General features: G+C 75.4%; 25 protein-coding genes, 1 tRNA gene and 1 riboswitch. Of the genes, 18 read left to right on the top strand and 8 right to left on the bottom strand.

The features are described from left to right. Positions 1-546, bottom strand: a complete 546-nt coding sequence (locus tag HL189_RS20415; RefSeq protein ID WP_369135561.1) for a hypothetical protein — start codon at positions 544-546, stop codon at positions 1-3. Positions 547-671: 125 nt separating this feature from the next. Continuing rightward, the gene (locus tag HL189_RS20410; RefSeq protein WP_369135560.1) at positions 672-1,526 is read right to left on the bottom strand and encodes an alpha/beta fold hydrolase; all 855 of its coding nucleotides are present in this window, start codon (positions 1,524-1,526) and stop codon (positions 672-674) included. Between the two features lie 61 nt (positions 1,527-1,587). On the opposite strand from HL189_RS20410, the gene HL189_RS20405 reads away from it, so the two are divergent. From HL189_RS20405 to nudC, 6 genes are read left to right on the top strand one after another with little or no spacing between them, the layout of a single operon-like run. Further along, positions 1,588-3,006, top strand: a complete 1,419-nt coding sequence (locus tag HL189_RS20405) for a M20/M25/M40 family metallo-hydrolase (RefSeq protein WP_369135559.1) — start codon at positions 1,588-1,590, stop codon at positions 3,004-3,006. 4 nt (positions 3,007-3,010) lie between these two features. Continuing rightward, a complete protein-coding gene (locus tag HL189_RS20400) occupies positions 3,011-3,937 on the top strand; it encodes a serine/threonine-protein kinase (RefSeq protein ID WP_369135558.1) in 927 nt (308 codons plus the stop codon). After that, complete coding sequence (locus HL189_RS20395) at positions 3,934-4,812, top strand: DUF2510 domain-containing protein (RefSeq protein WP_369135557.1); 879 nt, start codon at positions 3,934-3,936, stop codon at positions 4,810-4,812. The genes HL189_RS20400 and HL189_RS20395 overlap by 4 nt, the downstream gene beginning before the upstream one ends. A 50-nt stretch (positions 4,813-4,862) precedes the next feature. Then, positions 4,863-6,164 (top strand): M16 family metallopeptidase, encoded by a 1,302-nt coding sequence (locus HL189_RS20390; RefSeq protein WP_369135556.1) that lies wholly within the window; start codon positions 4,863-4,865, stop codon positions 6,162-6,164. Then, positions 6,161-7,534, top strand: coding sequence for a M16 family metallopeptidase (locus HL189_RS20385; RefSeq protein WP_369135555.1), 1,374 nt, complete (start codon positions 6,161-6,163; stop codon positions 7,532-7,534). The genes HL189_RS20390 and HL189_RS20385 overlap by 4 nt, the downstream gene beginning before the upstream one ends. After that, positions 7,531-8,496, top strand: coding sequence for an NAD(+) diphosphatase (gene nudC / locus HL189_RS20380; RefSeq protein WP_369135554.1), 966 nt, complete (start codon positions 7,531-7,533; stop codon positions 8,494-8,496). Before HL189_RS20385 ends, nudC begins: the two co-directional genes overlap by 4 nt. A 56-nt stretch (positions 8,497-8,552) precedes the next feature. Here the strand turns inward: nudC and HL189_RS20375 are convergent, their stop codons facing one another. The 3 genes from HL189_RS20375 to HL189_RS20365 form a co-directional block, all read right to left on the bottom strand. Beyond that, the gene (locus tag HL189_RS20375) at positions 8,553-9,035 is read right to left on the bottom strand and encodes a uridine kinase (protein ID WP_369135553.1); all 483 of its coding nucleotides are present in this window, start codon (positions 9,033-9,035) and stop codon (positions 8,553-8,555) included. A 182-nt stretch (positions 9,036-9,217) separates the two neighbouring features. Further along, positions 9,218-9,850, bottom strand: a complete 633-nt coding sequence (locus HL189_RS20370; protein ID WP_369135552.1) for an ANTAR domain-containing protein — start codon at positions 9,848-9,850, stop codon at positions 9,218-9,220. Between the two features lie 96 nt (positions 9,851-9,946). Further along, positions 9,947-10,210 (bottom strand): mycoredoxin, encoded by a 264-nt coding sequence (locus tag HL189_RS20365; protein WP_369135551.1) that lies wholly within the window; start codon positions 10,208-10,210, stop codon positions 9,947-9,949. 142 nt (positions 10,211-10,352) lie between these two features. On the opposite strand from HL189_RS20365, the gene HL189_RS20360 reads away from it, so the two are divergent. The 8 genes from HL189_RS20360 (at position 10,353) to HL189_RS20325 (ending at position 15,569) form a co-directional block, all read left to right on the top strand. Then, positions 10,353-12,374, top strand: a complete 2,022-nt coding sequence (locus HL189_RS20360) for an ATP-dependent DNA helicase UvrD2 (RefSeq protein WP_369135550.1) — start codon at positions 10,353-10,355, stop codon at positions 12,372-12,374. A 171-nt stretch (positions 12,375-12,545) separates the two neighbouring features. Beyond that, positions 12,546-12,857 (top strand): hypothetical protein, encoded by a 312-nt coding sequence (locus HL189_RS20355; RefSeq protein ID WP_369135549.1) that lies wholly within the window; start codon positions 12,546-12,548, stop codon positions 12,855-12,857. Positions 12,858-13,066: 209 nt separating this feature from the next. Then, complete coding sequence (locus HL189_RS20350; protein ID WP_369135617.1) at positions 13,067-13,345, top strand: WhiB family transcriptional regulator; 279 nt, start codon at positions 13,067-13,069, stop codon at positions 13,343-13,345. 112 nt (positions 13,346-13,457) lie between these two features. Then, the gene (locus tag HL189_RS20345; protein WP_369135548.1) at positions 13,458-13,622 is read left to right on the top strand and encodes a hypothetical protein; all 165 of its coding nucleotides are present in this window, start codon (positions 13,458-13,460) and stop codon (positions 13,620-13,622) included. 109 nt (positions 13,623-13,731) lie between these two features. Next, positions 13,732-14,181, top strand: coding sequence for a helix-turn-helix transcriptional regulator (locus HL189_RS20340; RefSeq protein ID WP_369135547.1), 450 nt, complete (start codon positions 13,732-13,734; stop codon positions 14,179-14,181). Between the two features lie 5 nt (positions 14,182-14,186). Next, a complete protein-coding gene (locus HL189_RS20335; RefSeq protein ID WP_369135546.1) occupies positions 14,187-14,597 on the top strand; it encodes a VOC family protein in 411 nt (136 codons plus the stop codon). A 78-nt stretch (positions 14,598-14,675) separates the two neighbouring features. Next, a riboswitch (guanidine-III (ykkC-III) riboswitch) is annotated at positions 14,676-14,741 on the top strand. A gap of 10 nt (positions 14,742-14,751) precedes the next feature. After that, positions 14,752-15,066 carry a multidrug efflux SMR transporter gene (locus HL189_RS20330; RefSeq protein WP_369135545.1) on the top strand — a complete coding sequence of 105 codons (315 nt, stop codon included), beginning with the start codon at positions 14,752-14,754 and terminating at the stop codon, positions 15,064-15,066. 53 nt (positions 15,067-15,119) lie between these two features. Then, positions 15,120-15,569 carry a pyridoxamine 5'-phosphate oxidase family protein gene (locus HL189_RS20325; RefSeq protein ID WP_369135544.1) on the top strand — a complete coding sequence of 150 codons (450 nt, stop codon included), beginning with the start codon at positions 15,120-15,122 and terminating at the stop codon, positions 15,567-15,569. Positions 15,570-15,578: 9 nt separating this feature from the next. Here HL189_RS20325 and HL189_RS20320 read toward each other — a convergent pair whose 3' ends face one another. Together HL189_RS20320 and HL189_RS20315 are read right to left on the bottom strand one after the other, a co-directional pair. Then, entirely contained in the window at positions 15,579-16,901 is a 1,323-nt protein-coding gene (locus HL189_RS20320) for an ABC1 kinase family protein (protein ID WP_369135543.1), read from the bottom strand. A gap of 4 nt (positions 16,902-16,905) precedes the next feature. Then, a complete protein-coding gene (locus HL189_RS20315; RefSeq protein WP_369135542.1) occupies positions 16,906-17,997 on the bottom strand; it encodes a thiamine biosynthesis protein ThiF in 1,092 nt (363 codons plus the stop codon). Positions 17,998-18,310: 313 nt separating this feature from the next. Between HL189_RS20315 and HL189_RS20310 the strand changes: the two genes are divergently transcribed. Then, on the top strand, positions 18,311-18,964 hold the full coding sequence (locus HL189_RS20310; RefSeq protein WP_369135541.1) for a M48 family metallopeptidase: 654 nt from the start codon (positions 18,311-18,313) through the stop codon (positions 18,962-18,964). A gap of 59 nt (positions 18,965-19,023) precedes the next feature. On the opposite strand, the gene HL189_RS20305 is transcribed toward HL189_RS20310, so the two are convergent. Then, a complete protein-coding gene (locus tag HL189_RS20305; protein WP_369135540.1) occupies positions 19,024-20,391 on the bottom strand; it encodes a zinc-dependent metalloprotease in 1,368 nt (455 codons plus the stop codon). A 170-nt stretch (positions 20,392-20,561) separates the two neighbouring features. On the opposite strand from HL189_RS20305, the gene HL189_RS20300 reads away from it, so the two are divergent. The 3 genes from HL189_RS20300 (at position 20,562) to HL189_RS20290 (ending at position 24,929) form a co-directional block, all read left to right on the top strand. Further along, a complete protein-coding gene (locus tag HL189_RS20300; RefSeq protein WP_369135539.1) occupies positions 20,562-21,584 on the top strand; it encodes a PDZ domain-containing protein in 1,023 nt (340 codons plus the stop codon). A gap of 210 nt (positions 21,585-21,794) precedes the next feature. Continuing rightward, entirely contained in the window at positions 21,795-24,770 is a 2,976-nt protein-coding gene (locus HL189_RS20295) for a UPF0182 family protein (RefSeq protein WP_369135616.1), read from the top strand. Between the two features lie 85 nt (positions 24,771-24,855). After that, a tRNA-Met gene (locus HL189_RS20290) sits at positions 24,856-24,929 on the top strand. Positions 24,930-25,104: the final 175 nt, after the last annotated feature.

The raw sequence follows: 25,104 nt of genomic DNA, 5'->3' as shown, positions 1-25,104 counted from the left end.
CTACAGAGCGCCGGCAGCCGCGGCGAGCACCGCGACCGATGCCTCGGGGGTCTCGAGGTTCACGACGTGGACCACCGTGTCGCCCACGCGCGCGAAGTAGTTCTCCGACACCTCGAAGGCCTCGTCGCCGACGCCGTCGATCGGGGTGCGCTCGCCGATGGCGGCCGCGTACTCCAGGTCGGTCGGCGCGAGCACCGCGACGGCGAACTCCTTGCCCGAGCCCTCGCCCCACGAGCTCCGGGTCCACGAGTACTCGCAGGTGGTACCGAGGACGCCGAGCGGCTGGGAGGTCACGGTGACGTCGCCCTCGTCGGAGGGGAACTGCTCGGTCAGGATCCCGGCCATCGCCTCGTTGCTGACCAGGCTGCACGGGTCGACAGCCGGCGTCTCGGTGGGGACGTCCGCGTCGACCGGGACGTCCGCCGGGAGCTCGGCTTCGGCGCCGGTCGGGGCGCCGCCGGCACTCGGCTCGTCACCACCCCCGCACCCGGCCAGCGGGAGCAGCGCGACAGTGCAACAGAGGACGATCAGGCGGGGTCGCGTCATGGCGTCCATCCCCATCAACCGGCACCGCAGCGAATCGCCGGGCACTCGACCGGGGATGCTGACAGCACGCGGCCCCGCCCGGCAATGCCCCGGCGCCCCTCCGTACCCGGGGTCGCGGGTGCACGTCAGGGCGTGAGCGCCCCGGCGGAGGCGATCCGGTCCAGCACGGTGCGCGCCAGCTGCTCGGGGGCCTGCTCGGGCACCCAGTGCGTGATCCCGGACAGCTCCACGAAGCGGTAGTCGGCGGTCACCTGGTCCGCGCACGCCTCGGCGGCGGTGCGGCCCACGGCGACGTCGCCGTCGCTCCACACGTAGGTGGTGGGCACGTCCACCGGGTCGACGTGGGTGCCCGACCCCATCGCGCGGTACCAGTTCAGCGCCGCGGTCAGCGCGCCCGGTGCGGACAGCTGGGCGACGTAGGCGTCGACCGCCTCCGCCGGCACCCCGGGCGCCTCCAGCACCCGGCGCAGCCGCCGGGCGTCGTCGGCCAGCAGCGCCTCCTCGGCCCTGCCCTCCTGCCGGAACAGCGCGATGTAGCTCGACCGCTCCTTCTGCTCCGGATCGCCCCGGTAGGCCAGCGTGTACGCGGTGGGGTGCGGCACCGAGACCGCGGTCAGCGTGCGCACCCGGTCCGGGTGCCAGGCGGCCAGGCCCCACGCCACGACCGCGCCCCAGTCGTGCCCGACGACGTGCGCCACCGGCACGTCCAGCGCGGTCATCAGATCGGCGGTGACCTGGACCAGGTTGGGCAGCGCGTAGGCGTCGACGTCGGGCGGGCGGGCGCCGGGGGAGTAGCCGAGCTGGTCGGGCGCGTACGTGCGCAGCCCGGCCTGGGCGAGCAGCGGCGTCACCGCCGACCAGGACAGCGAGGTCTCCGGGAACCCGTGCAGCAGGAGCACGGGCGGCCCGTCCTCGGGCCCGTCGGTCCGGACGTCGAAGGTCAGGTCGCCGACGTCCACCTGCAGCATCCCCACGCCCATGCACGCAACGTAGCCCGGTCCCCGCCCGGGCCGCGCGGCGCCGGGAGATACGGTCAGGACCGTGAGCAGCAGCGCCGAACGCGACTTCGTCACCGCCCACCGCGACGACCTGCACGCCGACCTCGACGCCTGGTTGCGCATCCCGTCGATCTCCGCCGACCCGGCGCACGCCCCGGACGTGCGGGCCAGCGCGGAGTGGCTCGCGGAGGCGCTGCGGCGCACCGGGTTCCCGACCGTCGAGGTCTGGGAGACCGCCGGTGCCCCGGCCGTGTTCGCCGAGTGGCCGTCGGCCGACGCCGGCGCCCCCGTCGCCCTGGTCTACGGGCACCACGACGTCCAGCCGGTCGACCCGGTGACGCTGTGGGAGCACCCGCCGTTCGAGCCGACCCTGGTCGAGGGGCCCGACGGGCCGGAGCTGCACGGCCGCGGCGCGAGCGACGACAAGGGCAACGTCGCCTTCCACCTGCTCGGCATGCGCGCCCACCTCGCTGCGACCGGCCGGGACACCCCCGCGGTCACCGTCAAGCTGATCGTGGAGGGCGAGGAGGAGTCCGGCTCACCCCACTTCGCCGACCTGCTCCGCACGCACGCCGACCGGCTCGCCTGCGACGTCGTCGTGGTCAGCGACACGGGCATGGCCGCCCCCGACGTGCCCAGCGCGGTCACCGCCATGCGCGGGCTCGCCGGCGCGGAGATCACGCTGCGCGGGCCGCGGGTGGACCTCCACTCGGGGTCCTTCGGCGGCGGCGTCCCCAACCCGCTGCACGCCCTGGCCACCCTGCTCGCCGGCCTGCACGACGCTGACGGCCGGGTCACCCTGCCCGGCTTCTACGACGAGGTGCGCCCGCTCACCGACCGGGAGCGCGACCTGATGGGCCGGGTGCCCTTCGACGAGCAGGCCTGGCTGGCCGGCCCGGCGGCGTCCCGGGTCGCCAGCGGCGAGGCGGGCTTCAGCACCCTGGAACGGATCGGCGCCCGGCCGACCGCTGAGGTCAACGGCATGTGGGGCGGCTACACCGGCCCCGGCCACAAGACCATCGTGCCCGCCGAGGCGCACGCCAAGATCAGCTTCCGGCTGGTCGCCGACCAGGCGCCGGCCGACCTCGGCGACCAGGTGCGCGCCTGGGTGGCCGCGAACCTGCCCGCCGGCATGGAGGCCGACGTGCACGTCCCGCCCGGCGGTGTCGCGCCCTGCGCCAGCGACCTGGACCACCCGGCCATGGACGCGCTGCTGCGGTCGATCGCGCAGGCCTTCGACACCGACCCCGGCGAGGTGCTGTTCACCCGCGAGGGCGGCAGCGGCCCGGAGGCCGACCTCGCCGGCATCCTCGGCGCGCCGCTGGTCTTCCTGGGCGCCATGCTGCCCACCGACCGCATCCACTCGCCCAACGAGCGGGTGCTGCTGCCCATGCTGCACCGGGGCGCGGAGGCGGCCGCCCATCTGTGGCGGGAGCTCGCCACCGTCCCGTTCCCGCGCTGATCCCGTGGCGGGGGACGGAGGCGGGCACGGGAGGTTCGGCGGCTACCGGCTGCTGGACGTCCTCCAGGACGGCGACACCGACCAGCTGGTCCGGGCGCACGACCCCGCGCTCGGCCGGGACGTCGCCCTCCGGGTGCTGGCGCCGCGGCCCGGCCGGCGGGAGCGGTTCCTCCGCGAGCTGCCCGTCGTCCTGCGGCTGACCGAGCCGCACCTGGTCCGCGTGCACCGGTACGGCGACGTCGGCGGCCGGCTGTTCGTCGCCACCGAGCTGGTCGAGGGGGAGCACCTGGCGGACGTGCTCGCCCGCACCGGTCCGTTCGACCCGGCGCGCGCCGTCGACGTGGTCGGTCAGCTGGCCCGCGCGCTCGACGTCGTCCACGCCGCGGGCCTCGTGCACCGGGACGTCGGTGCCTCGAGCGTGCTGGTCAGGGCCCGGCCGACCGGCGCGGACGGGGACGCCGTTCTGCTGGCCGACCTCGGGACCGCGCCGGGCGCCGGGCGGGACCCCGAGCACCCGGCCCCCGAGCTCGCCGGAGGTGGGCCCGGAGACGCCCGCGCCGACGTGCACGCGCTGGCCGGCCTGCTGTTCGAGCTGCTCACCGGTGCGCGACCCGGGGACGGCGCCGGCCCGCCGGCGCCCTCGGCGCTGCGCCAAGGGCTGCCCCCGGAGCTGGACGGCGTGGTGCAGCGCGGTCTGGCCGCCGACCCCGAGCAGCGCTGGACCTCCGCCGGCGGCATGGCCGCTGCCGCCCGCGCTGCGCTGGCGCTCAGCGGCGTCGAGGTCGCCCGGCCCCCGGACGGTGCCGCGGCGACGACCGGCGACCCGGCACCGGCGCCGCGTCCGCCCGTGCTCGCCGGCGCCGCCGCGCTGCTCGCCGTCCTGGCCGCCGCCGTCCTGCGCCGGCGGCGGGGCACCGGACGGCGACGGTGAGCGGGCCGCAGGGCGCTCCGGCGCCCGGCTGGTACCCCGACCCCGACGGAGCGCCGGGCCTGGTCCGCTGGTGGAACGGGATGACCTGGTCGGACGTGACCACCCCGGTCGGCCCCGGCGTCGAGGTCGGCGCCCCCTTCCAGCCGACGGCGGCACCGCAGGGGGAGCAGTGGGGCGGGGGCGCACCGGAGCAGCCCCGCCGCCGGCGCCGGTGGCCGTGGGTCGCCGGGCTCGGTGCGCTGCTGCTGGTCGCCGTCCTGGTGCTCGCCGGCGTGCTGTCCGGCGGATCGACGGAGGAGGTGGCGGACCCGCCGCTCCAGGTGCCGCCGACCCAGGCCGGCCCCACCTTCCCGCCCGGGACGGTGCGCATCTTCGACGAGCCCGCCGGCATCTCCTACCCCTTCCTCGGCGACGGCTGGTACGAGTGGGACCGCGGGCCGCAGCTGGAGACCACCGAGACGGCGGGGCAGTACTTCGTCACCCAGGAGGACCTCCCCGACGGCTTCGACGTGTTCATCGCCCAGTGCACGTCCGGGCCGCTGGGGGAGGGCTTCGGGTGGAGCGGCCCGGAGAGCCTGCAGGCGACCACCACCGCGATCGCGGACTACGTCCGCGCGGCGCACTACCCGACGCCGAACGAGCGCACCGTCCGCCGGGACGAGGCGGTCACCGTGGACGGCGCCGCCGGCTGGGTCCACGAGTTCGACCTCTCCTGGGACGTCGCGGGCTACGACTCGACGGGGGAGCGGGCGGCCCTGCTGCTCGTCGACGTCGGCCGGCCGGCGCCCGCGCTGCTCTACCTCTCGATCCCGAACACGCACGCCGAGCTGTACGGCGTGATCGACCGCGTGCTGGCCGACGTCCAGCTGATCTGATCGGGGAACCGGGCGGCGACGGGCCTCGCGGCGCGGTTAGGGTCGGTCCCGTGACAGCCCCACTGACCCTGCGGCACCCGGTGGAGCGGTTCACGCTCGACAACGGGCTGCGGGTCGTCCTCGCCCCCGACCGGAGCGTCCCCGTCGTCGCCGTCAGCGTCTTCTACGACGTCGGCATGCGCTCGGAGCCACCGGGCCGCACCGGGTTCGCGCACCTGTTCGAGCACATGATGTTCCAGGGCTCGGCGCACGTCCCGAAGATGGAGCACGCCCGGCTGGTCCAGGCCGCCGGCGGCACCTTCAACGGCTCGACGCACCAGGACTACACGAACTACTACCAGGCGCTGCCCGCCGAGGCGCTGGAGCGCGCGCTGTTCCTCGAGGCGGACCGGATGGCCGCCCCGGCGATCACCGAGGAGAACCTCCGCAACCAGATCGACGTGGTGAAGGAGGAGATCCGGGTCAACGTGCTCAACCGGCCCTACGGCGCCTTCCCCTGGCTGCAGCTGCCGCCGATCGCCTTCGAGAGCTTCGCCAACACCCACGACGGCTACGGGTCCTTCGTCGACCTGGAGTCCTCGACGGTGGATGACGCCCAGGACTTCTTCGACCGCTACTACACCCCCGCGAACGCGGTGCTGTGCATCGGCGGCGACCTGGACCCGGCGCAGACCGAGGTCCTGGTGCGTCGGTGGTTCGACCCCGTGCCGGCCCGCCCGGCCCCGCCGGTCCCGAACACCGGCGAGCCCTCGCCGACCACGGTCCGCCGCGGCGTCGTCGAGGACGCCCTGGCCCCCGCGCCGGCCGTCGCCGTCGGCTGGCGGGTGCCCGACCCGGTGGGCGACCTGGACACCTACCTCGGCACCGTGCTGCTCAACGAGGTGCTCAGCGAGGGCGACGCCTCCCGGCTGGAGCGCCGGCTGCTGCACACCGACCGGCTCGCCGTGGCGCAGCACAGCTACCTCGGCCTGTTCGGCGACCCCTTCGACGTCCGGGACGCCACCCTCCTGGTCGCCCAGGTGCACCACCCTGCGGAGGTGCCGGTGGACAAGGTGCTGGACGCCGTCCAGGAGGAGATCGACCGGCTGGCGACCGACGGCGTCGGCGCCGACGAGCTCGCCCGGGTGCAGGCCCGGGCCGAAGCGCAGCTGCTGCGCCAGGCCGACTCGGTGCTGGGTCGCACGCTGGGGTTCGCCGCCGCCGAGCTGGTCCACGGCCGGGCCGAGCTGGCCGGGGAGCTGGCCGCCCGGCTGGCCACGGTCACCCCCGAGCAGGTGCAGGCGGCGGCCGGCGGGCTCTCCCGGGACACCGCCGCCGTCCTGGAGCTGCGCGCGACCGGAGCCGCCCGATGACCGCACCCGTGCTCGACCTGTCCCTCGTCCCGCCGCTGGGCGAGTCCCGCCCGGCCGCGGTCCCGCAGGTGCACGAGACCTCGCTGCCCAGCGGGCTGCGCCTGGTCGTCGTGCCCCGGCCGGGTGTTCCGCTCGTGGAGCTCCGGCTGCGGGTGCCCTTCGCCGCGTCCTCAGGGCGCTCCGCCCCCGCCCACGTGGCGCGCACCTCCGTGCTGACCGGGGCGCTGCTGCTGGGCGCGGGCACGCACGACCAGCTGGAGATCGCCCAGCTGCTGCAGGCCCAGGGCGCCGAGCTCTCGGTCTCCGCGAACGCCGACCGGCTGCAGTTCAGCACCACCCTGCTGCCCGAGGGGCTCGGCGCCGTCCTCGGCGTGCTCGCCGAGCTGCTGAGCCGGCCGGCCTACGCCGCGCCGCAGGTCGACGCCGAGCGGTCCCGCGTGGTCGAGCGGCTGCGCATCGCGCGGTCGCAGCCCGGGGTGATCGCCCGCACCGCGCTGGCCGCCCGGCTGTACGGCTCGCACCCCTACGCGCAGCAGCTGCCCGACGCCGACCTGGTCGCCGGCGTCACCCCGGCCGCGCTGCGCAAGCTGCACCGCGACCGGGTGCTGCCGGCGGGCAGCACGCTGGTCCTGGTCGGCGAGGTGGACCCCGCGGCCGCCGCCGACGCGGTCGCCGGTGCGCTGACCGGCTGGACGGCGGAGGGCAGTGCCGTCACCGCCGCGCCCGTCCCGGCCCTCGAGCCGGGCGCGCTGCAGGTCGTCGACCGGCCCGGCGCGGTGCAGTCCAACATCCGGCTCGGCGGCCCCGCCCCGGGGCGCACCGATCCGGAGCTGCCCGCGGCCCGGCTGGCCGGCATGGTCTTCGGCGGCTACTTCTCCTCCCGGCTGGTGGAGAACATCCGCGAGCGGCGCGGCTACACCTACAGCCCGCGAAGCTCCGTCGAGCACCTGCGCGGCGGCTCCTCGTTCACCGTGGACGCCGACGTCGCCACCGCCGTGACCGGACCGGCTCTGCTGGAGACCTGGTACGAGCTGGGCCGGATGGCCCTCACCCCGGTCTCCGCGGCGGAGCTGGAGTCCGCTCGGCGGTACCTGCTGGGCAGCCTCGCCCTCCGCACCGCCACGCACGCCGGGCTGGCCAGCACGCTGTCCTCGCTGTTCGGTGCCGGCCTCTCGGCCGAGTGGCTGGCCGACCACCAGCGGGCCCTGGCCGCGGTCGGGGTCGAGGAGGTCACCGAGGCCTCCCGGCGCTGGCTCGCCCCGGCCGGTCTCACCGCGGTCGTGGTGGGGGACGCCGCGCAGATCGCCGTGCCGCTCGGTGCGCTGGGACCGGTCGAGGTCACCGCCCCCGCCGTCCCGCTGACGACGTGAGCGTCCCGGCGGGCGGGAGCACCCCGGCCGACAACCCGCCCCCGGCGGCCCGTGGGGACTGGCCCGAGGACCGGCGGGTCGGGCGGACGACCGACGTCCCGCTGCTGTCGCGCACCGGGCACGACCGGGGCCACCTGGCCCGGTCGCTGCCCGACCCGGCCGAGGGCCGGCCGGTGCGGGTGCTGCTGGTCGACGAGCGCCGCACCGTGCCGGTGCGGGAGGGCGGGGCCGGTCCGGAGCTGGTCTACGACGAGCGGGCGGACTTCCCCGAGGGCGGCATCTACCTGGGGCGGGCCGACGGCGTCGCGTACGCCGCGGTCCGCACGCCCCAGGGGGTCGGCGTCCCCGGCCGGACGGTGGACCGCTGGGCCGGCCTGCGGGAGGTGGGCGGCGCGCTCGGCGACCTGGACGCCGGGCTGCTGGCCGAGGCGGTCGCGATGGTCGAGTGGCACGAGCGCAACCGGTTCAGCCCGCTCACCGGCGCCCGCACCACGGTCGAGCGGGCCGGCTGGGTGCAGCGCGACCCCGAGAGCGGGGTCGAGGTCTTCCCGCGCACCGACCCCGCCGTGATCATGCTCGTGCACGACGGCGGCGACCGGTGCGTGCTCGGCCGGCAGGCGGTCTGGCCGGCCGGCCGGTTCTCCATCCTGGCCGGCTTCGTGGAGCCGGGGGAGTCGGCGGAGGCCGCGGTCGCCCGCGAGGTCGCCGAGGAGGTCGGGCTCGAGGTCACCGACGTCCGGTACGTCGCCAGCCAGCCGTGGCCGTTCCCGCAGTCCCTGATGTTCGGGTTCGTCGCCCGGGCCGTCGGCACCGACCTGCGCGTCGACGAGGACGAGATCGAGGAGGCGCGTTGGTTCAGCCGGGAGGAGCTGCGCGCCGGCACCGGCCCGCGGGCGCTGCCGCCCGCGGTGTCCATCGCCCGGCACATCATCGACCGCTGGGCCGCCGGCGACCTCTGCTGAAGGACCCCGCTGCCCCCCACCACTCGCAGGCTCGTGGCGGGCCCCTGCAGCGGGGCCTACAGGAATCTCCCTTGCAGGACGAGGGCGGGGCGGTCGGCGTGGTCGGCCAGGACGACGGCGTCCGCGAGCGCCACCGGGTCGACCTCGGCGTCGTAGCGGTCGAACGCCGGCAGCTCCCAGGCGCGGTCCGCGGGCATCCGGCGGCGGCGCGCCTGCGGGCCCACCCGCAGGTGCACGACGACGTCGAAGGCCAGTCCCAGCCCCTGCAGCAGCGACCCCGGCACGAGCAGGACCGCGCCCGGCGGCACCGGCCGGTAGCTCTCCCGGGCCGCGCGGTCGCGGGCGAGGTCCCACAGCGCCGGCAGGTACTCGCCCGGCCCCTGCGGCCCGCTGCGGTCGAGCACCTCGCGGGCGAGCGCGGCGGTGTCGAGCCAGTCGGTGTAGCGCGCGTCGGGATCGGTGCGGCCGTGCTCCAGCCGCAGCGACGCCGGCCGGTAGAAGCCCTCCACCGGCACGACGACCGCTGGCCGGCTGTGCACGGGCAGCCGATCGGCCAGCGCCGCGGCGAGCGCGTGCGGCCCGGTGCCGCCCGGGGGGACGGGCAGGTCGGGCCCGTCGACGGCGACCCGGAGCGCCGCGGCCCCCGGCGCCGGCGGGACGTCGGCGAGCAGCCCGGCCAGCCGGTCGGCGAGGGCGGCCGGGGAGAGCGGGACCGGTGGACTCAGCTGTACGTCTCCGGGACGGCGCCGTCCGCCGACGGCACCCGGCTCGGCCGCGGGCGGACGACGCGCGGCGCCTCCGGCAGCGGGCCGGGGACGGGTGCCGGGGGTTCGTCCGGAACGGGTCCGGACAGCGTCTCGAGCACCTCCGCGGCCAGCTCCTGGGCGGGGCGGCCCTGGGAGCGGGCGCGGCGGCGCAGCTCCTCGAAGGCGACGCGGGGCGTGGTGCGGTGCCGCTCGGCGAGCACGCCGATGGCCCGCTCGATCGAGACGCGGGCGGCGAGGGCGTGCTCGAGCTGGCCGACGGTCCGGCGCAGCTCGGCGAGCTCGGCGGCCCCGGGGTCGTCGTCCGGACCCGCCACGGTGGCCGAGCCGCGAGCGGCCCGGCGGGCTTGGCGACCCGGCTCGGGGTGCGCGCCGAGCTCCTCGGCCACGAGGTCGGCGAGGGTCATCGCCTCGACCAGCGACAGCCCGTCGAGCGCCGCACCGGAGGTCCGGGCGTCCACCGGGCCGTCGGGGCCCAGCACGGTCCAGCCGCGATGGCTGCGGACGACGAGCGCGGCGGGCAGCCCGCCGGGGGTGCGCAGGAGGTCGGCGGGGACGTCCGGGCGTGCGGGGTCCGCGAAGGCGTCCATCACACCCTCTCCCAGTACCGGCGACGTGTCGGACGGGGCACCCCCGCGGCCCCCGTTACGGGGGATCATGACCCGCTGGGGGCCGCGGGTCCGGGATCACGCGCCGGAGAGCTGCTCGATCTGGGCCTTGACCTGGTCGATGGTCGGGTTGGTGAGCGCGGTGCCGTCGGCGAAGAGGAGGGTCGGCACCGTCCGGTTCCCACCGTTGGCGCGCATCACCAGATCGGCGGCCTGCGCGTCGTGCTCGATGTTCACCTCGGCGAAGTCGATCGACTCGCGCTGCATCAGCTTCTTCAGCCGGAAGCAGTAGCCGCACCAGTCGGTCGTGTACATGGTCACCGTGGACGCTGAGGCGCTCATCGGGTGGATCCTCCCTCGTTCCACCCCGGGCCGACCACCCCAGGGAGGAGGAGGCGCCACGGGGCTCGTCAGTTGAGGGCAACACCCATCGCCTGGGGATGCTTCCCCCGGGTCGTCGGCCCGGGCTGGGAGGATCGGGGACGTGGGGACGCCGGGGACAGCAGGACGGGTGGACGGGGCGGCGCTGACGGGGGCGGAGGCGGTGCTCGCCGGGCTGGACGACGAGCAGCGGGCCGCCGCGTCGGCGGTGCGCGGACCGGTGTGCATCCTCGCCGGCGCGGGCACCGGCAAGACCCGCACCATCACGCACCGCATCGCGTACGGCGTGCACCTCGGTGAGTACGTCCCCGAGCAGGTGCTGGCCGTGACGTTCACCGCCCGCGCGGCGGGGGAGCTGCGGGGGCGGTTGCAGGCGCTCGGGGTCGGCGGTGTCCAGGCCCGCACCTTCCACGCCGCCGCGATGCGCCAGCTGCGCTACTTCGCGCCGCGGGTGCTGGGCGGTCCGATGCCCGGCCTGGTCGAGAACAAGCTGCGGCTCGTCGCCGGCGCGGCGTCCCGGCACCGGCTGAGCACCGACCGCACCAGCCTGCGCGACCTCGCCAGCGAGGTGGAGTGGGCCAAGACCACGCTGGCCACGCCCGAGGACTACCCGGCCCGGGCCGCGGCGGCCGGCCGGGAGCTCCCCTTCGACGCCGCGGCCGTGGCCGAGGTGTACCGCAGCTACGAGGCGGCCAAGCAGCGGGACGGCGTCCTGGACTTCGAGGACCTCCTGCTGGTCACCGCCTACGCGATCGAGGAGCACGACGACGTCGCCCGCGAGGTCCGCGCGCAGTACCGCCACTTCGTCGTCGACGAGTACCAGGACGTCAACCCGCTGCAGCAGCGGCTGCTCGACGCCTGGCTGGGCGGGCGGGTGGAGGTCTGCGTCGTCGGTGACCCCAACCAGACCATCTACACCTTCACCGGCGCCGACCCCGACCACCTGCTCGGCTTCGCCGACCGGTATCCCGACGCGGAGGTGGTCAAGCTGGAGCGCGACTACCGCTCCACGCCCCAGGTCGTCGCGCTGGCGAACAAGCTGATCGGGCAGGCGCCGCTGCGGCGCGGGCTGCCCGGGCTGCGCCTGCTCGGCCAGCGCCCGGAAGGCCCGGCGCCCCGGTTCGCCGAGCACCCCGACGAGCCCACCGAGGCGGCCGCGGTCGCCCGGGCGTGCCGGCAGCTCATCGACGAGGGGATGCCCGCCAGCGAGATCGCCGTGCTGTTCCGGATCAACGCCCAGTCGGAGGTCTACGAGAACGCGCTGACCGACGTCGGCGTCCCCTACGTGCTCAAGGGCGGCGAGCGGTTCTTCGAACGGCCCGAGGTGCGCGAGGCGGTGCTCCTCCTGCGCGGCGCGGCCGCCGGCGGCCACGAGGCCGGCGCGCTGGTGCCCACCGTCCGCGACGTGCTGGCCTCGACCGGCTGGGCCGAGCACCTGCCGCCGGCCGGGGGCGCGGCCCGGGACCGCTGGCAGTCGCTGGCCGCGCTGGTCGACCTGGCCGTCGACCTGGTGGCCGAGCAGCCCGGCCTCGACCTGGCCGGCTTCGTCGCCCACCTCGCCGAGCGCGCCAACGCGCAGCACGCGCCCACGGTGCAGGGGGTCACGCTCGCGTCCATGCACGCCGCCAAGGGCCTGGAGTGGGACGCGGTGTTCGTGGTCGGGCTGGTGGACGGCGTCGTCCCCATCGCCCAGTCGCTGTCCCGCCCGGGGTCGGTGGAGGAGGAGCGGCGGCTGCTCTACGTCGCCGTCACCCGGGCGCGCGAGCAGCTGAACCTGTCCTGGTCGCTGGCCCGCAACCCCGGGGGGCGGCGGTCCCGGCCGCGCAGCCGGTTCCTCGAGGGGCTGACCCCTGACCTCCCGGCGGCTCCCCGGCGGCCGGCCAAGCGCCCGAAGGTGGTGCTGGAGGGGGAGGCCGGCGAGCTGTTCGAACGGCTCCGGGCGTGGCGCAGCGCCACCGCCCAGGAGGCCTCGGTGCCGGCCTACGTCGTCTTCACCGACGCGACGCTGCAGGCGATCGCCGAGACGCGGCCGAGGTCGCTGCGGGAGCTGTCCGCGCTGCCCGGTGTGGGGGCCCGCAAGCTGGAGCTCTACGGCGCCGGCGTACTGGAGGCCGTCGACGCCTGACGCGCCGCTGACCTGCGAGTTCATCTTTTCTCGGGAAGTTCTCGTAATTCGTTTGACCCGCTTCCGCGGGCTCCCCTAGCCTTCGTGCACCACCTGGTCGTGACCCAGGACGCAGCATGCGCAGCGAGACCGGCCGGCAGGCCGGCTCCGACCCCGGAGAGGAGGGGCCCCGTGATCAGCATCGACTTCGTCGTCACCGGCGCGGGCATCGCGACCCCTCCGCCGGCCGTCGGCGCGTGCACCCCCGCTTGGACCGAGCAGGTCGTCCGGATGGCGCCGTACGCCGCTCCGTTCCAGGGGACCGGTCTGCCCGTCGCCGCGACCACGGTCCGGCTGCGCGATCTCGCGCCCGAGGCCACCGGTGCGTCCACCGGCACGCCCGCCTCCGTCCAGCACCAGACCCGCACGGGTCTCGCCGTTCCCGGCGTCCCCGCGCAGCGCACCACCCCGGGTGACCTGCCCCCGGAAGACCCACTGAGCTAGCGCGCTCAGCTGGTCCTCCTCGAGGCCGCGGAACCCGGACACCGGGATCCGCGGCCTTCGTCCTGTGATGGCCCCGCGGACCCGACCCCGACCACCGGTCGGCGGGATCCGCCGTCCGGCCGCACGACGAAGGAAGAGGAGGACCGGCCGTGCCGACCACGATCGACTCCGCGGCGTCCCAGCGCCGGCGAGGGTTCGACCGCACGCACGTGTCCACCAGGGAGCGCGAGACCGCGCCCACCCGCCGGGTGCTGCCCTGCCGCGTCCAGGACCCCGAGCTGTGGTTCGCGGAGAGCCCGGCCCGCCTGGAGGAGGCCAAGACGTGGTGCCACCAGTGCCCCGTGCGGGCCGCCTGCCTGGCCGGTGCCCTCGACCGCGGGGAGCCGTGGGGCGTCTGGGGCGGCGAGATCTTCGACCACGGGGTCGTCATCGCCCGCAAACGCCCGCGCGGCCGCCCGCGCAAGGTCCGCGCAGAGGACGCCGCGTGACCTCCCACCGCAGCACCCGACCGTCCTCCGTCCTGCGCCCCGGCGCCGGGGGACCTGCCACCCGATGCACCAGCACGCGCCGCACGGCGCGCCGACACCCCGAGGACGTGAGATGTACCTGATCGACCAGGACCTGACCCGCGCCTACATGGCGGAGCGGGTCGCCGAGGCGGACCGGGCCGCCCGCGCCCGGCGCCTCGCCGCCGCTCGCCGGTGGAACCGCAAGGCAGAGCGCGCGTCCCGGCGTGCCGCCCGGCTCAGCGCTGCCGTGTGGTGACCCCGTTCCTGCACCGCCGGGCCCGGACGCGCGCTGCGTCCGGGCCCGGCCCCTGCGCGCGCGACGACCGGACCGCCGGCGGCCGGTGCGATGCGGCACGATCGGGCAGGTGACCGGCACACCTGCCGCGGCGCAGCGGCTGCGGGACCTCGCCCGGCTGCGCCGGGTCCGTGACCGGATCGACCGGGAGTACGCGCAGCCGCTGGACGTCGAGGCGCTGGCGCGCGGCGTGCACATGTCCGCCGGGCACCTCAGCCGCGAGTTCCGGGCGGCCTACGGCGAGCCGCCGTACGGCTACCTGATGACGCGGCGCATCGAGCGGGCGATGGCGCTGCTGCGGCGCGGCGACCTCAGCGTCACCGAGGTCTGCTTCGCGGTCGGCTGCTCGTCGCTGGGCACCTTCAGCACCCGCTTCACCGAGCTGGTCGGGATGCCGCCCAGCGCCTACCGGCGACTCGCCTCGGAGGCTGCGGCGGGGATGCCGCCGTGCGTTGCCAAGCAGGTGACCAGACCGGTCAGGAATCGAGAAGCACCGGCCGCCGAGCCGCACCTAGCGTGATCGCCATGGACCTCGCCATCCACCAGACCATGCTCCCGCACGACGACCCCGACGCCTCCCTGGCCTTCTACCGCGACGTCCTCGGTTTCGAGGTGCGCAACGACGTGGGCTACGGCGGGATGCGCTGGATCACCGTCGGCTCGCCCGACCAGCCCGGCACGTCGATCGTGCTGCACCCGCCGGCCGCCGACCCGGGCATCACCGAGGACGAGCGCCGCACCATCTCCGAGATGATGGCCAAGGGCACCTACGCCATGATCCTGCTGGCCACCAAGGACCTCGACGGCACCTTCGAGCGGCTGCAGGCCGGCGGCGCCGAGGTGGTCCAGGAGCCGACCGAGCAGCCCTACGGCGTCCGTGACTGCGCCTTCCGCGACCCGGCGGGCAACCTGATCCGGATCAACGAGCAGCGCTGAGCCGCCCGGCCCGGCACGGCCTGGCCGCCGGGTGGTCATCGTCACCGCCCCGACCGGCGCCGGTCGTGAGATCCTGGGGACGGGTCCCGCGACAGGACTCCCGGACGAGTACGCCGTACCCGGACAGCGACAAGACGGCGTTCCAGGAGTTGTCGTGCACTGGTTCGTCCTCGTCCTCTCCGGCGTCCTCGAGGCCGTCTGGGCCACCGCCCTCGGCCGGAGCGAGGGGTTCACCCGGCTGGCCCCGACCGTCGTCTTCGCGGGCGCCCTCGCCGCCAGCATGGCCGGCCTCGCCTACGCCATGCGCGGGCTGCCGATCGGCACCGCGTACGCCGTCTGGGTGGGCATCGGCGCCGCCCTCACCGCCGGCTACGCGATGTGGACCGGGCAGGAGCCCGTGTCGGTCGTCCGCGTGCTGCTGCTGATGGGCATCGTCGGCTGCGTCGTCGGGCTCAAGCTCACCCACTGACGGCGCGCTCGAGAGGGAGTGCGCGGTCGGCACCCGCCGTCACACTCCTGGGCATGGCGAGCTGGCGAGAGGTCGAGGAAGCAACCCCTGATCTGGCCGCCGTCGTCCGCGCGGCGTTCACGGCCGCCAGGCACGCGACGATGGCGACCCTGCGGGCGAGCGGCGCACCGCGGATCAGCGGCACCGAGGTGGAGTTCGGCGACGACGGCGAGCTGCGCATCGGGTCCATGCCGGGCGCGCGCAAGGCCCAGGACCTGCTGCGCGACCCGCGGGTGGCGCTGCACAGCCCCACCGCCGACCCGGGCGAGGACGGGTCGACCTGGCCGGGAGAGGCGAAGGTCGCCGGGCGGGTGGTCGAGGAGGCACCCGGCGACGGCGGCGCGCACGTCTTCCGCCTCGACCTCACCGAGGTGGTGTGGACCGGCCTCACCGACGACCGGACGGCGCTGCGCATCCGGTCCTGGCACCCGGACCGCGGTCAGGAGGAGCACATCCGCACCTGACCGCCGGGCTCACGCCGCGAAGCCGGGCAGCCACTCCTCGACCACGCCCCGGTAGGGCGCCTCGGCGTCCAGCTGGCAGAGCACCCCGATCGACCCGATCGTCACCCGGTGGATGAGCAGGTAGGCCGGCGGGAGGTTCAGCTGCCGGCCCAGCCGGCTGGCGTCGCTGCGCGGGTCGCCGATCCGGGCCGCCTGCTCCTGCATCCAGCGCCGGGTGAACTTGAAGCGCGGGGCGGCGATGGGGTCCAGGAAGGGGAGCAGGTAGTCGAGCACGCCCTGCGCGTCGACCTCGACGCTCGGGAGGATGAAGCCCTCGGCGCGGAGGTCGGTCAGCACGTCGTCGGCCCGGCCGTCCAGCGCCCACCGCACCAGCCGGCCGATCGGCTCGGGGAGCCCCTCGGGCAGCCGCGCGGTGGCGCCGAAGTCGATGACACCCAGCCGGCCGTCGGCCAGCAGCCGGAAGTTGCCGGGGTGCGGGTCGGCGTGCAGCAGCCCGGCCCGCTGCGGACCGGAGAAGTGCAGCTCGGCCAGGAGCACACCGGCCCGGTCCCGCTGCTCGCGGGTGCCCTCGGCGATGACCCGGGACAGCGGGAAGCCCTCCAGCCACTCCGAGACGATGACCTTCGGCGCGCTCGCCACGACGCGCGGCACGGCGATCTGCGGATCGCCGGCGTAGGCGGCGGCGAAGGCCCGCTGCGCGTCGGCCTCGAGCCCGTAGTCCAGCTCCTCGACCACCCGGTCCTTGAGCTCGGCGATGAGCGGCTTGACGTCCATGCCGGGGAACAGCGCCGCGAACAGCCGGGCGAAGCGCGCCAGCTGGGTGAGGTCGGCCATCAGCGCCGGGCCGGCTCCCGGGTACTGGATCTTGACGGCCACCTCCCGGCCGTCACGCCAGGTGGCCCGGTGGACCTGGCCGATGCTCGCGGCGGCGGCGGGCGCGTCGTCGAAGTCCCGGAACCGCTCCCGCCACCGGCCGCCGAGCTGCTGGTTCAGCACGGCGTGCACCGTCTTCACCGGCATCGGCGGAGCGGCCTCCTGCAGCTTCACCAGCGCCTCGCGGTACGGCCCGGCCACCTCGTCGGGAACGGCGGCCTCGAAGATCGACAGCTGCTGGCCGAGCTTCATCGCACCGCCCTTGAGCTGCCCCAGGACGGCGAACAGCTGCTCGGCGGTGCGCTGCTGGAGCTCGGCGTTGACCTCGTCGGACGAGCGCCCGGACAACCTCTTGCCGATGCCCAGGGTGGCCCGCCCGGCGGCGCCCAGGGGCAGGGACGCCAGCTTCGCCGTCCGGGAGACCGTCCCACGGGGGATGTCCCGTCCGGTGTCAGTCACCAGGTCATTGTCCATGCTGGCCGGTCGCGGCGCCCCCGGCCGGGCCGGAGCAGGCGCAGCCCGGGTGCCGCGGCCAGCGGCGCAACCGGGGCAGCAGCGCGGGAGGACGGAACTCGAGCGTGGCGTCGACCGCCGCCGGGGTGGCGTCCCCGTCGAGGTGGGCGAGCACCTGGACGGCCGCGGTCAGCGCGGTGAGCAGGCAGGTGACGGTCGCCCCGCTGTGGGCGGGTTCCCGGGCGCTGAGCTGGGTGGCCAGTCGCGGCCAGGCCGGGTCGTCCTCCCGGCGCCAGGCGTCGGCGCAGCGGAGGCAGCTGCTGCTACCCGGCAGCACGAGGGGCCCCACCACCCCCGTCTCGCCGCGCACGGTGGCCACCAGGTGCGGGGTGCCCTCACGCTGCAGCGCGGTCGTCAGCGGGTCAAGCGCCGCCCACGGCCGGCACAGCACCACCACGTCCGGGGACCGGCCCGGCGGCAGGGGGCCCAGCTCGGTCAGCGGGCTCACCCGGCGGACCGCGTCCGCGGCGGCCAGGGACCGGGGGCGTCCCTCGTCGCTCGCCGCGACCCCGCCGACCACGGCCTCGGCGGCGAGGGTGCTGCCCCGGTCGCGCACGTGGACGCGGCCCACGCCGCTGGCCGCGAGGACCGCGGCCAGCGGAGTTCCCACCCGGGTGGCGCCGTCGACCACCACCGCGCTCTGCCGGCGGTCCCGCCAGCGCCCGCCCGCACCGGCGCGGGCTCCGGCCGAGGGCAGCTCGGGGAGGGCGCGGGCGGCGGCGGCCGGGCCCGGGTCGACGGCCAGCAGGTCGGCGGCGGTCAGGTCGTGCACGAGTCCCGCGGCGCGGAGCCCGCCCAGCACGTCGTCGACCACGTCGGCCGGGGTGCCGTCCGCGGCCGACTCGCCGCGCACCTGCCGCTCGGAGCGGCGCCCGTCCAGCCGGCGGAGGAGCGCGTCGATCCCCGGCCCGGCGGGGCAGATGCGGACGCCGTCGGCGCCGTCCACGCCGCCGACCTGGACCGTTCCACCGGTGAACTCGTCCTCGCCGAGCCGCAGCACCGCGGTGCCGGGCGGGAGCAGGGGGTGCGGGCTCTCGGTCACCGCCGCAGGGTGCCAGCGCCCGGCACGGTCGGCGCCCGCTGCCCACAGCCTGTGGACGACACTGTGGACACGGTGGGGAACCGTCGGAGTGTCGCTGTGCACCGACGGGGGGCCGGCCCGGGAAAATTCCTCGACCGGTCCGCCGTTCCGCGGGCTGAGCTGCGCGGACGGCGTCCCCCGCCTGTGGACGGCGGGCAGCCGTCCACCGAACGGGGGACCCCTGGCCACCCGCTGTCCACCGCCTGTGTGCACCTGCCCCCGGTCGGGTGTCCCCGGGCTGGGCGGGCCGTCGCCTGATGGCTACGGTGCGTTCGTGCAACAGCGACTCGACCGCGGCCTGCCGGCTGCGCCCGCCGCCGCCGTCCCCGTTCCCCCCGGGCAGGCGGCGCTCGGGTCGACGGGGCACACGGCCACCGAGCCGGTGGAGGTCCGCCGCAGCGCCCGCCGCCGGCGGACGGTGACGGCCTACCGCGAGAACGGACGCACCGTCGTGCTAATCCCGGCCGCCTTCAGCGCCGCGGAGGAGCGCCGCTGGGTCGACCGGATGGTCGCCAAGCTGCAGACCCGCGAGGAGCGCCGGTCGCGCGGCCTGACGTCGGACGACGAGCTGATGGCCCGCGCCCAGGAGCTCTCCGCGGCGTGGCTGGGCGGCCGGGCCGTGCCGGCGAGCGTGCGCTGGGTCGACAACCAGAACCGCCGCTGGGGCTCCTGCACCCCGGCCGACCGGACGATCCGGCTGTCCAGCCGGCTGCGCGGCATGCCCGAGTACGTCGTCGACTACGTGCTGGTCCACGAGCTGGCACACCTGCTGGAGCCCGGTCACGACGCACGCTTCTGGGGGCTGGTGCAGGTCTACCCGCGGATGGAGCGCGCGCTGGGCTTCCTGGAGGGCGTGGAGTCCCGGGCCGCGGGCGCACTGCCGCCGGCGGGCGAGGACGACGAGCTGGAGCCCGGCGCCGTCGACTGAGGAAGGACCCCCACCCCCCACCGCTCGCAGGCCCGCGGCGGGCCCCTGCAGGGGGCCGATCAGCTGCGGGGCTCGGGGCCCTCGTCGTCGCCGCCGCCCTGCCCGGCGTCCCCTCCGGTCAGCTCGGCGAACGGGTCGGCCGCGCCCTGCCGCGCGACGAAGTCCAGCGGCTCGTCGAGGTCGTCGGAGGTCGGCAGCAGGTCGGGGTGCGACCACAGCCGGTCCCGCTCGGCCGACCCGTGCTGCTGGGCCATGGCGCCCCACACCGTGCTCGCGTCGCGCAGGCGGCGGGGCCGCAGCTCCAGGCCCACCAGGGTGGCGAACGTCTGCTCGGCCGGGCCGCCGGAGGCCCGCCGCCGGCGCATCGTCTCGGCGAGCGCCGGGTAGCCCGGCAGCCGGTCGGCCGCGGCGGCCGCGACCACGCTGTCCACCCAGCCCTCGACCAGCGCGAGCAGGGTCTCCAGCCGGCGCAGCGCCATCTGCTGCTCGGGGGTCTCCTCCGGCTCCAGCACGCCGCTGCCCAGCAGCCGCTGGATGCTCTCCGGGTCGCTCGGGTCGAAGCCGCCGCCCAGGCCGCCGCCCATCGCCTCGTTCAGCCCCCGCTCGATCGCCTCGCGGTCGACGTGGATGCCGCGGGCGTAGGCGTGGACGGCGTCGGACAGCTGCTGGCGCAGCCACGGCACGTGCGCGAACAGGCGCTGGTGGGCCGCCTCGCGCAGCGCGATGAAGAGGCGCACCTCGTCGTCCGGCCGGTCCAGGCCGGCACCGAACGCGGCGACGTTCTGCGGCACCAGTACGCCGGCGCCGGTGGGCCCCAGCGGCAGGCCGACGTCGGTGCTGGTGACCACCTCGTCGGCGAGCCTGGCCAGGGCCTGGCCCACCTGGGCGCCGAACATGACGCCGCCCACCTGGCTCATCAGCCCGCTCAGCGGGCCGGCCATCGCGGCGGCCTCCTGCGGCAGCGCGCCGGTCATGGCGGCCACGACCCGCTCCGCGAGCGGGTCGATGAGCGCGGTCCACGCCGGCAGCGTCTGCTCCACCCACTCGACGCGGGACCAGGCCAGCGCCCGGTCCACGCCCGAGGGCAGCTCGGTGACCTGGTCCAGCCAGAGGTCGGCCAGGCGCAGCGCCTCGGTGACGGCGGACCGCTCGCCCGCCGACGTCGGCTGGTGCCCCGGTGCCAGCTGGCTGATCGCGCCCTGCCGGGCGAGGTCCCAGTTCACCGGCCCGCCGGACCAGCTCATGAGGCGCTGGAGCTCGGCGAAGAGCGGCATCTTGCCCAGCAGCTCCTCGGGCGTGCCGCCGCCGCCCGCGCCGCCGCCGAACAGGGCGCCGAAGCCGAACGGGTCGTTGCCGCCGGCGCCGGGCTCGCCCCGGCGCTCGGGGTCGCGGTCGGGGAGCCCGAAGCCGAAGGGGACATCGCTCATGGCACCACCGTAGACGGGTTGACCTTGCTCGGAGCGCCCGCGCAGGGGTGCGGGGCGGCTCCGCCGTCCGCCCTGAGCGGACGTCGCCCGGCCGGGCGGTCAGCTCGGTCGCCTACCCTCGCCGTTCGACGGGGCGGGCCCGGGTCCCGCCGCCCGTGCGAGGAGGAGACGTGAGCCGTCGGACCACCGTCCTGGCCACCGGGACGGTGCTGCTGTTCGTCTTCGGCGTGCTCGGCGCCCTGCTGCCGGTGCCCTACATCGCGCAGGTCCCCGGGCCGACCTACAACACGCTGGGCGACATCGACGGGCAGCCGATCATCACCGTCACCGGCCGGGAGGTCAACGACAGCTCGGGCAACCTGAACCTGACCACCGTCGGCGTGCCGCAGGGGCCGCTGACCCTGGTGGGGGCGGTGCAGGGCTGGTTCGACGACGAGGTCACCGTCGTCCCGCGGGAGCAGGTGTACCCCTCCGACCGGTCGGTGGAGGAGACCCAGGAGCAGAACCGGCAGGCCTTCCTCACCTCCGAGCAGGCCGCGCGCAGCGCCGCGCTGGGGGAGCTCGGGTACCCGGAGAAGGTCGTCGTCCAGGACCTCACCGAGGACTCGCCGTCCACCGGCCAGCTGGAGGCGGGCGACGCGATCGATGCGGTGGCCGGCACCGCGACGCCCGACCTGGACACGCTCTCGGCGGTCCTCGCGGACATCGCCCCGGGGACCGCGGTGCCCGTCGCCTACACCCGGCTGGGCGTCCCCGGCTCGGGCACGGTGACGACCGGCCCCGCCGCGGAGGGCGGTGGGTCCGCGCTGGGGGTCATGGTCCTGCTGACGCCGCACGCGCCGTTCGACGTCTCGATCGAGGTGGACGACGTCGGCGGGCCGTCGGCCGGCCTGATGCTCAGCCTGGGCATCATCGACCTGGTCGGGGACGTCGACCTGACCGGCGGCGCGGTCGTGGCCGGCACCGGCAGCATCGACGGCGACGGGACCGTGGGCCCGATCGGCGGCATCCCGCTGAAGATGGTCTCCGCCCGCGAGATCGGCGCGGAGCTGTTCCTGGTGCCGGCGGGGAACTGCGCCGAGGCCGTGCAGAACGCCCAGCCGGGCCTGGCCATGGCCGAGGTCGCCACCCTGGACGACGCGCTCGAGGCGCTCGCCGACCTGCGCGCGGGCAGGACGCCGGAGCCCTGCTGACCGCCGGCCGCGGACACCGCCGGACCGGCTGTCACAGAACCGTGATGTGCTTGTGCCGACACCGGGAACCCGCCGTCGCCGGGAGAAGTTGAGGGAACGGACCCGTGTGGCCCGTCCCGCCTCCCGGCGGTGCCGACGCCCGTGGTCGCCGTCCGGTGGCAATCGCGCCACCACCGAGGTCGTAGGAAAGACAGGAGACCGACCGTGGCCATGCGGCCCCCCGTGCCGGTGCCGACGCTGTCCCGGCGCGCCAAGCTGGTCATCGGCGCCGTCGCCGTGCTGCTGGTGCTGTTCACCGTCATCGGCACGCTGACCAACGTCTACGTCGACTACCTGTGGTTCGACGAGACCAACTACACCGAGGTCTTCTGGACCGAGGTCCAGACCCGCGCGCTGCTGTTCGCCGTCGCCGGCCTGGCGACCGGCGGGCTGGTGGCGCTGTCGGTCCACCTCGCGTACCGGTTCCGGCCGACCTTCCGGCCGATGTCGCTGGAGCAGCAGAACCTGGAGCGCTACCGGCAGTCGCTGGAGCCGCGCCGCAAGGCGGTGCTGACCGCGATCGCCGCGGTGCTGGGCCTGTTCGCCGGGTTCACCGCGCAGGGCAGCTGGCAGACCTGGCTGCAGTTCCGCAACGGCACCGACTTCGGTCGGACCGACCCGCAGTTCGGCAGGGACATCTCGTTCTTCGTCTTCGACTACCCCTTCTACCGGCTGGTGCTCGGCTTCGGCTTCGCCATCGTGCTGCTGTCGCTGATCGGCGCCGTGCTCACGCACTACGTCTTCGGCGGGCTGCGGCTGCAGACCCCCGGGCAGAAGCTCAGCAGCGCCGCCCGGGTGCAGCTGTCGGTGCTGCTGGGCCTGTTCGTCGCGCTGAAGGCCTTCGCCTACTGGCTGGACCGCTTCGGGCTGGTCTACTCCGACCGCGGTGACGTGTTCACCGGGGCGTCCTACACCGACGTCAACGCGCTGCTGCCGGCGAAGAACATCCTGGTGTTCGTCGCCGCGATCTGCGCCATCGCCTTCTTCGCCAACATCGTGGTGCGCAACACCCTGCTGCCGGCCGCCGCGCTGGTGCTCCTGCTGCTCGCCAGCCTGGTCATCGGGGTCGCGTACCCCGCTATCGTGCAGCAGTTCGTCGTCCGCCCCTCGGCCGACCAGAAGGAGCAGGAGTACATCCAGCGGGCCATCGGGTCGACGCTGGACGCCTACAACCTCTCCGAGGTCGAGTACGTCAACTACGCCACCGAGTCCTCGGGCAGCGAGGCCGACACCCAGGCCGCGCTGGCCGAGCTGCGCAACGACACCGAGACGATCCCGAACGCCCGGCTGCTGGACCCCAACGTCCTGGCGCCGACGTTCACCGCGCGCCAGCAGATCCGCAACGTCTACGGCTTCCCGGAGAAGCTGGACATCGACCGGTACACCATCGACGGGGTCACCCAGGACTACGTGGTGGCCGTCCGCGAGCTCAACAGCTCCGGGCTCAGTGAGAACCAGAGCAGCTGGATCAACCGGCACACCGTCTACACCCACGGCAACGGCTTCGTCGCCGCACCGGCCAACCAGGTGGTCGCCGGCCAGGAGGGCGGCGAGCCGAACTTCACCACCGGCGACCTCCCCACCCGCGGCGACATCGAGGTCGAGCAGGCGCGCATCTACTACGGCGAGCTGCTCAACGACAACGGCCAGGACGTGTACTCGGTGGTCGGCGGGGCCGACCCGCGCGAGTTCGACCAGCCGGAGGGCGGCTCGGACGAGGGCCAGATCAACTCGACGTACGACGGCGAGGGCGGCGTCTCGATGGGCAGCTTCTTCCGGCAGCTGACCTACGCCATCTACTACCGGGAGCGGAACTTCATCCTCTCCGGCGCCGTGAACGACGAGTCCAAGGTGCTCTACGTCCGCGACCCCCGGGACCGGGTGGAGAAGGCCGCGCCCTTCCTCGAGGTGGACGGCGACCCGTACCCGGCGGTGGTGGACGGCCGGATCGTGTGGATCCTCGACGGCTACACGACCTCGGACGCCTACCCCTACGCCGAGCAGATGTCGCTGGGGGAGGGCGCGACCGACGCGCTCACCGGCACGGGCACCACGGCCCTGCCCGACCAGCAGTTCAACTACATCCGCAACTCGGTCAAGGCCACGGTCGACGCCTACGACGGCACGGTGAAGCTGTTCGCCTGGGACGAGAGCGACCCGGTGCTGCAGACCTACCGCAAGGCCTTCCCCGGCGTGATCGAGCCGCGCAGCGCGATGGACGACGAACTGGTCAGCCACGTCCGGTACCCGGAGGACCTGTTCAAGCTGCAGCGGGACGTGCTGACCCGGTACCACGTGGCCAACCCGGTCGACTTCTACAACCAGAACGACCGCTGGCAGGTGCCGAGCGACCCGACCATCACGAACGCGACCGACGACCAGCCGCCGTACTACATCCTCGCCCAGCGGCCGGGTGACGAGGGCGCGAGCTTCCAGCTCACCAGCGCGCTCAACGCGTTCGAACGGGAGAACCTGTCGGCGTTCATCTCCGCGTCCAGCGACCCGGCCACCTACGGGGAGATCCAGATCCTGCGGCTGCCGGGCAACACGCCGTTCCGCGGGCCGCAGCAGGTGCAGAACTCGTTCCTGAGCAACAACCAGGTCAGACCGGACCTCACGCTGTTCAACAGCGCCAACTCCGAGGCCGTGTTCGGGAACCTGCTGACCCTGCCCATCGGGGAGAGCGGACTGCTGTACGTCGAGCCCCTGTACGTCCAGGGGTCCGGCGAGAACGCCTTCCCGCTGCTGCAGAAGGTCCTGGTCAACTACGGCGACCGGGTCGGCTACGCGAACACCCTCTCCGAGGCGCTGGACCAGGTGTTCGGCGCGGGCGCGGGCGAGGCGGCCGCCGACAGCGGGGACGCCGCGGACACCGGGGTGGACGACGAGGCGCCCACCACCGAGCCGCCGGCCGATCCCAACGCCCAGCCGTCACCGACCGCGGAGCCACCGGCTGGCGACGGCGGCTCGGACAACCCGGCGCGGGACCAGGCCGTCGGTCAGATCAACGCGGCCCTCGAGGCCCTCGCCGAGGCGCAGCGCAACGCGGACTTCGAGGGCATCGGTCGGGCCCAGGCCGACCTGCAAGCCGCGATCCAGGCGTACCAGGCGGCGGTCGGACAGGCGGGCGCGAGCCCGACCGGGTGATCCCGGTGGCCGGGCCGCCGTCCTGGCGGCCCGGCCACCCCCTGGCGGCAACGAGCCGGGGGCTGGGGTATGGTGGTCCCACCGACGCGGGGTGGAGCAGCTCGGTAGCTCGCTGGGCTCATAACCCAGAGGTCGCAGGTTCAAATCCTGCCCCCGCTACAACTGCAGGGGCCCTCACAGTGACTGTGAGGGCCCCTCGCATGTGCGCACGCTGCGCGCGGCCGTCCGGAGCCGTGTCACCTCCCGCAAGGCGCTCGGTGCGCCGGCGAGGGCGCCGCCGCCGGGGCCGGGCGCGTCGTCGGGACCGACGCCGCGGCACGTCGTGCACGAGGGG

The sequence above is a fragment of the Modestobacter sp. I12A-02662 genome (genome assembly GCF_041028325.1).
GTDB lineage: Bacteria > Actinomycetota > Actinomycetes > Mycobacteriales > Geodermatophilaceae > Modestobacter.
Note: the sequence above shows the minus strand (reverse complement) of the source record. Positions and strands in the feature narration are given on the sequence as shown.

Bases quoted from the DNA above. Each gene is read 5' to 3' on its own strand.
- HL189_RS20415 (WP_369135561.1), bottom strand. From the start codon at position 546: ATGACGCGACCCCGCCTGATCGTCCTCTGTTGCACTGTCGCGCTGCTC.
- HL189_RS20410 (WP_369135560.1), bottom strand. From the start codon at position 1,526: ATGGGCGTGGGGATGCTGCAGGTGGACGTCGGCGACCTGACCTTCGAC.
- HL189_RS20385 (WP_369135555.1), top strand. From the start codon at position 6,161: ATGACCGCACCCGTGCTCGACCTGTCCCTCGTCCCGCCGCTGGGCGAG.
- HL189_RS20370 (WP_369135552.1), bottom strand. From the start codon at position 9,850: ATGGACGCCTTCGCGGACCCCGCACGCCCGGACGTCCCCGCCGACCTC.
- HL189_RS20365 (WP_369135551.1), bottom strand. From the start codon at position 10,210: ATGAGCGCCTCAGCGTCCACGGTGACCATGTACACGACCGACTGGTGC.
- HL189_RS20345 (WP_369135548.1), top strand. From the start codon at position 13,458: ATGTACCTGATCGACCAGGACCTGACCCGCGCCTACATGGCGGAGCGG.
- HL189_RS20335 (WP_369135546.1), top strand. From the start codon at position 14,187: ATGGACCTCGCCATCCACCAGACCATGCTCCCGCACGACGACCCCGAC.
- HL189_RS20325 (WP_369135544.1), top strand. From the start codon at position 15,120: ATGGCGAGCTGGCGAGAGGTCGAGGAAGCAACCCCTGATCTGGCCGCC.
- HL189_RS20305 (WP_369135540.1), bottom strand. From the start codon at position 20,391: ATGAGCGATGTCCCCTTCGGCTTCGGGCTCCCCGACCGCGACCCCGAG.
- HL189_RS20295 (WP_369135616.1), top strand. From the start codon at position 21,795: ATGCGGCCCCCCGTGCCGGTGCCGACGCTGTCCCGGCGCGCCAAGCTG.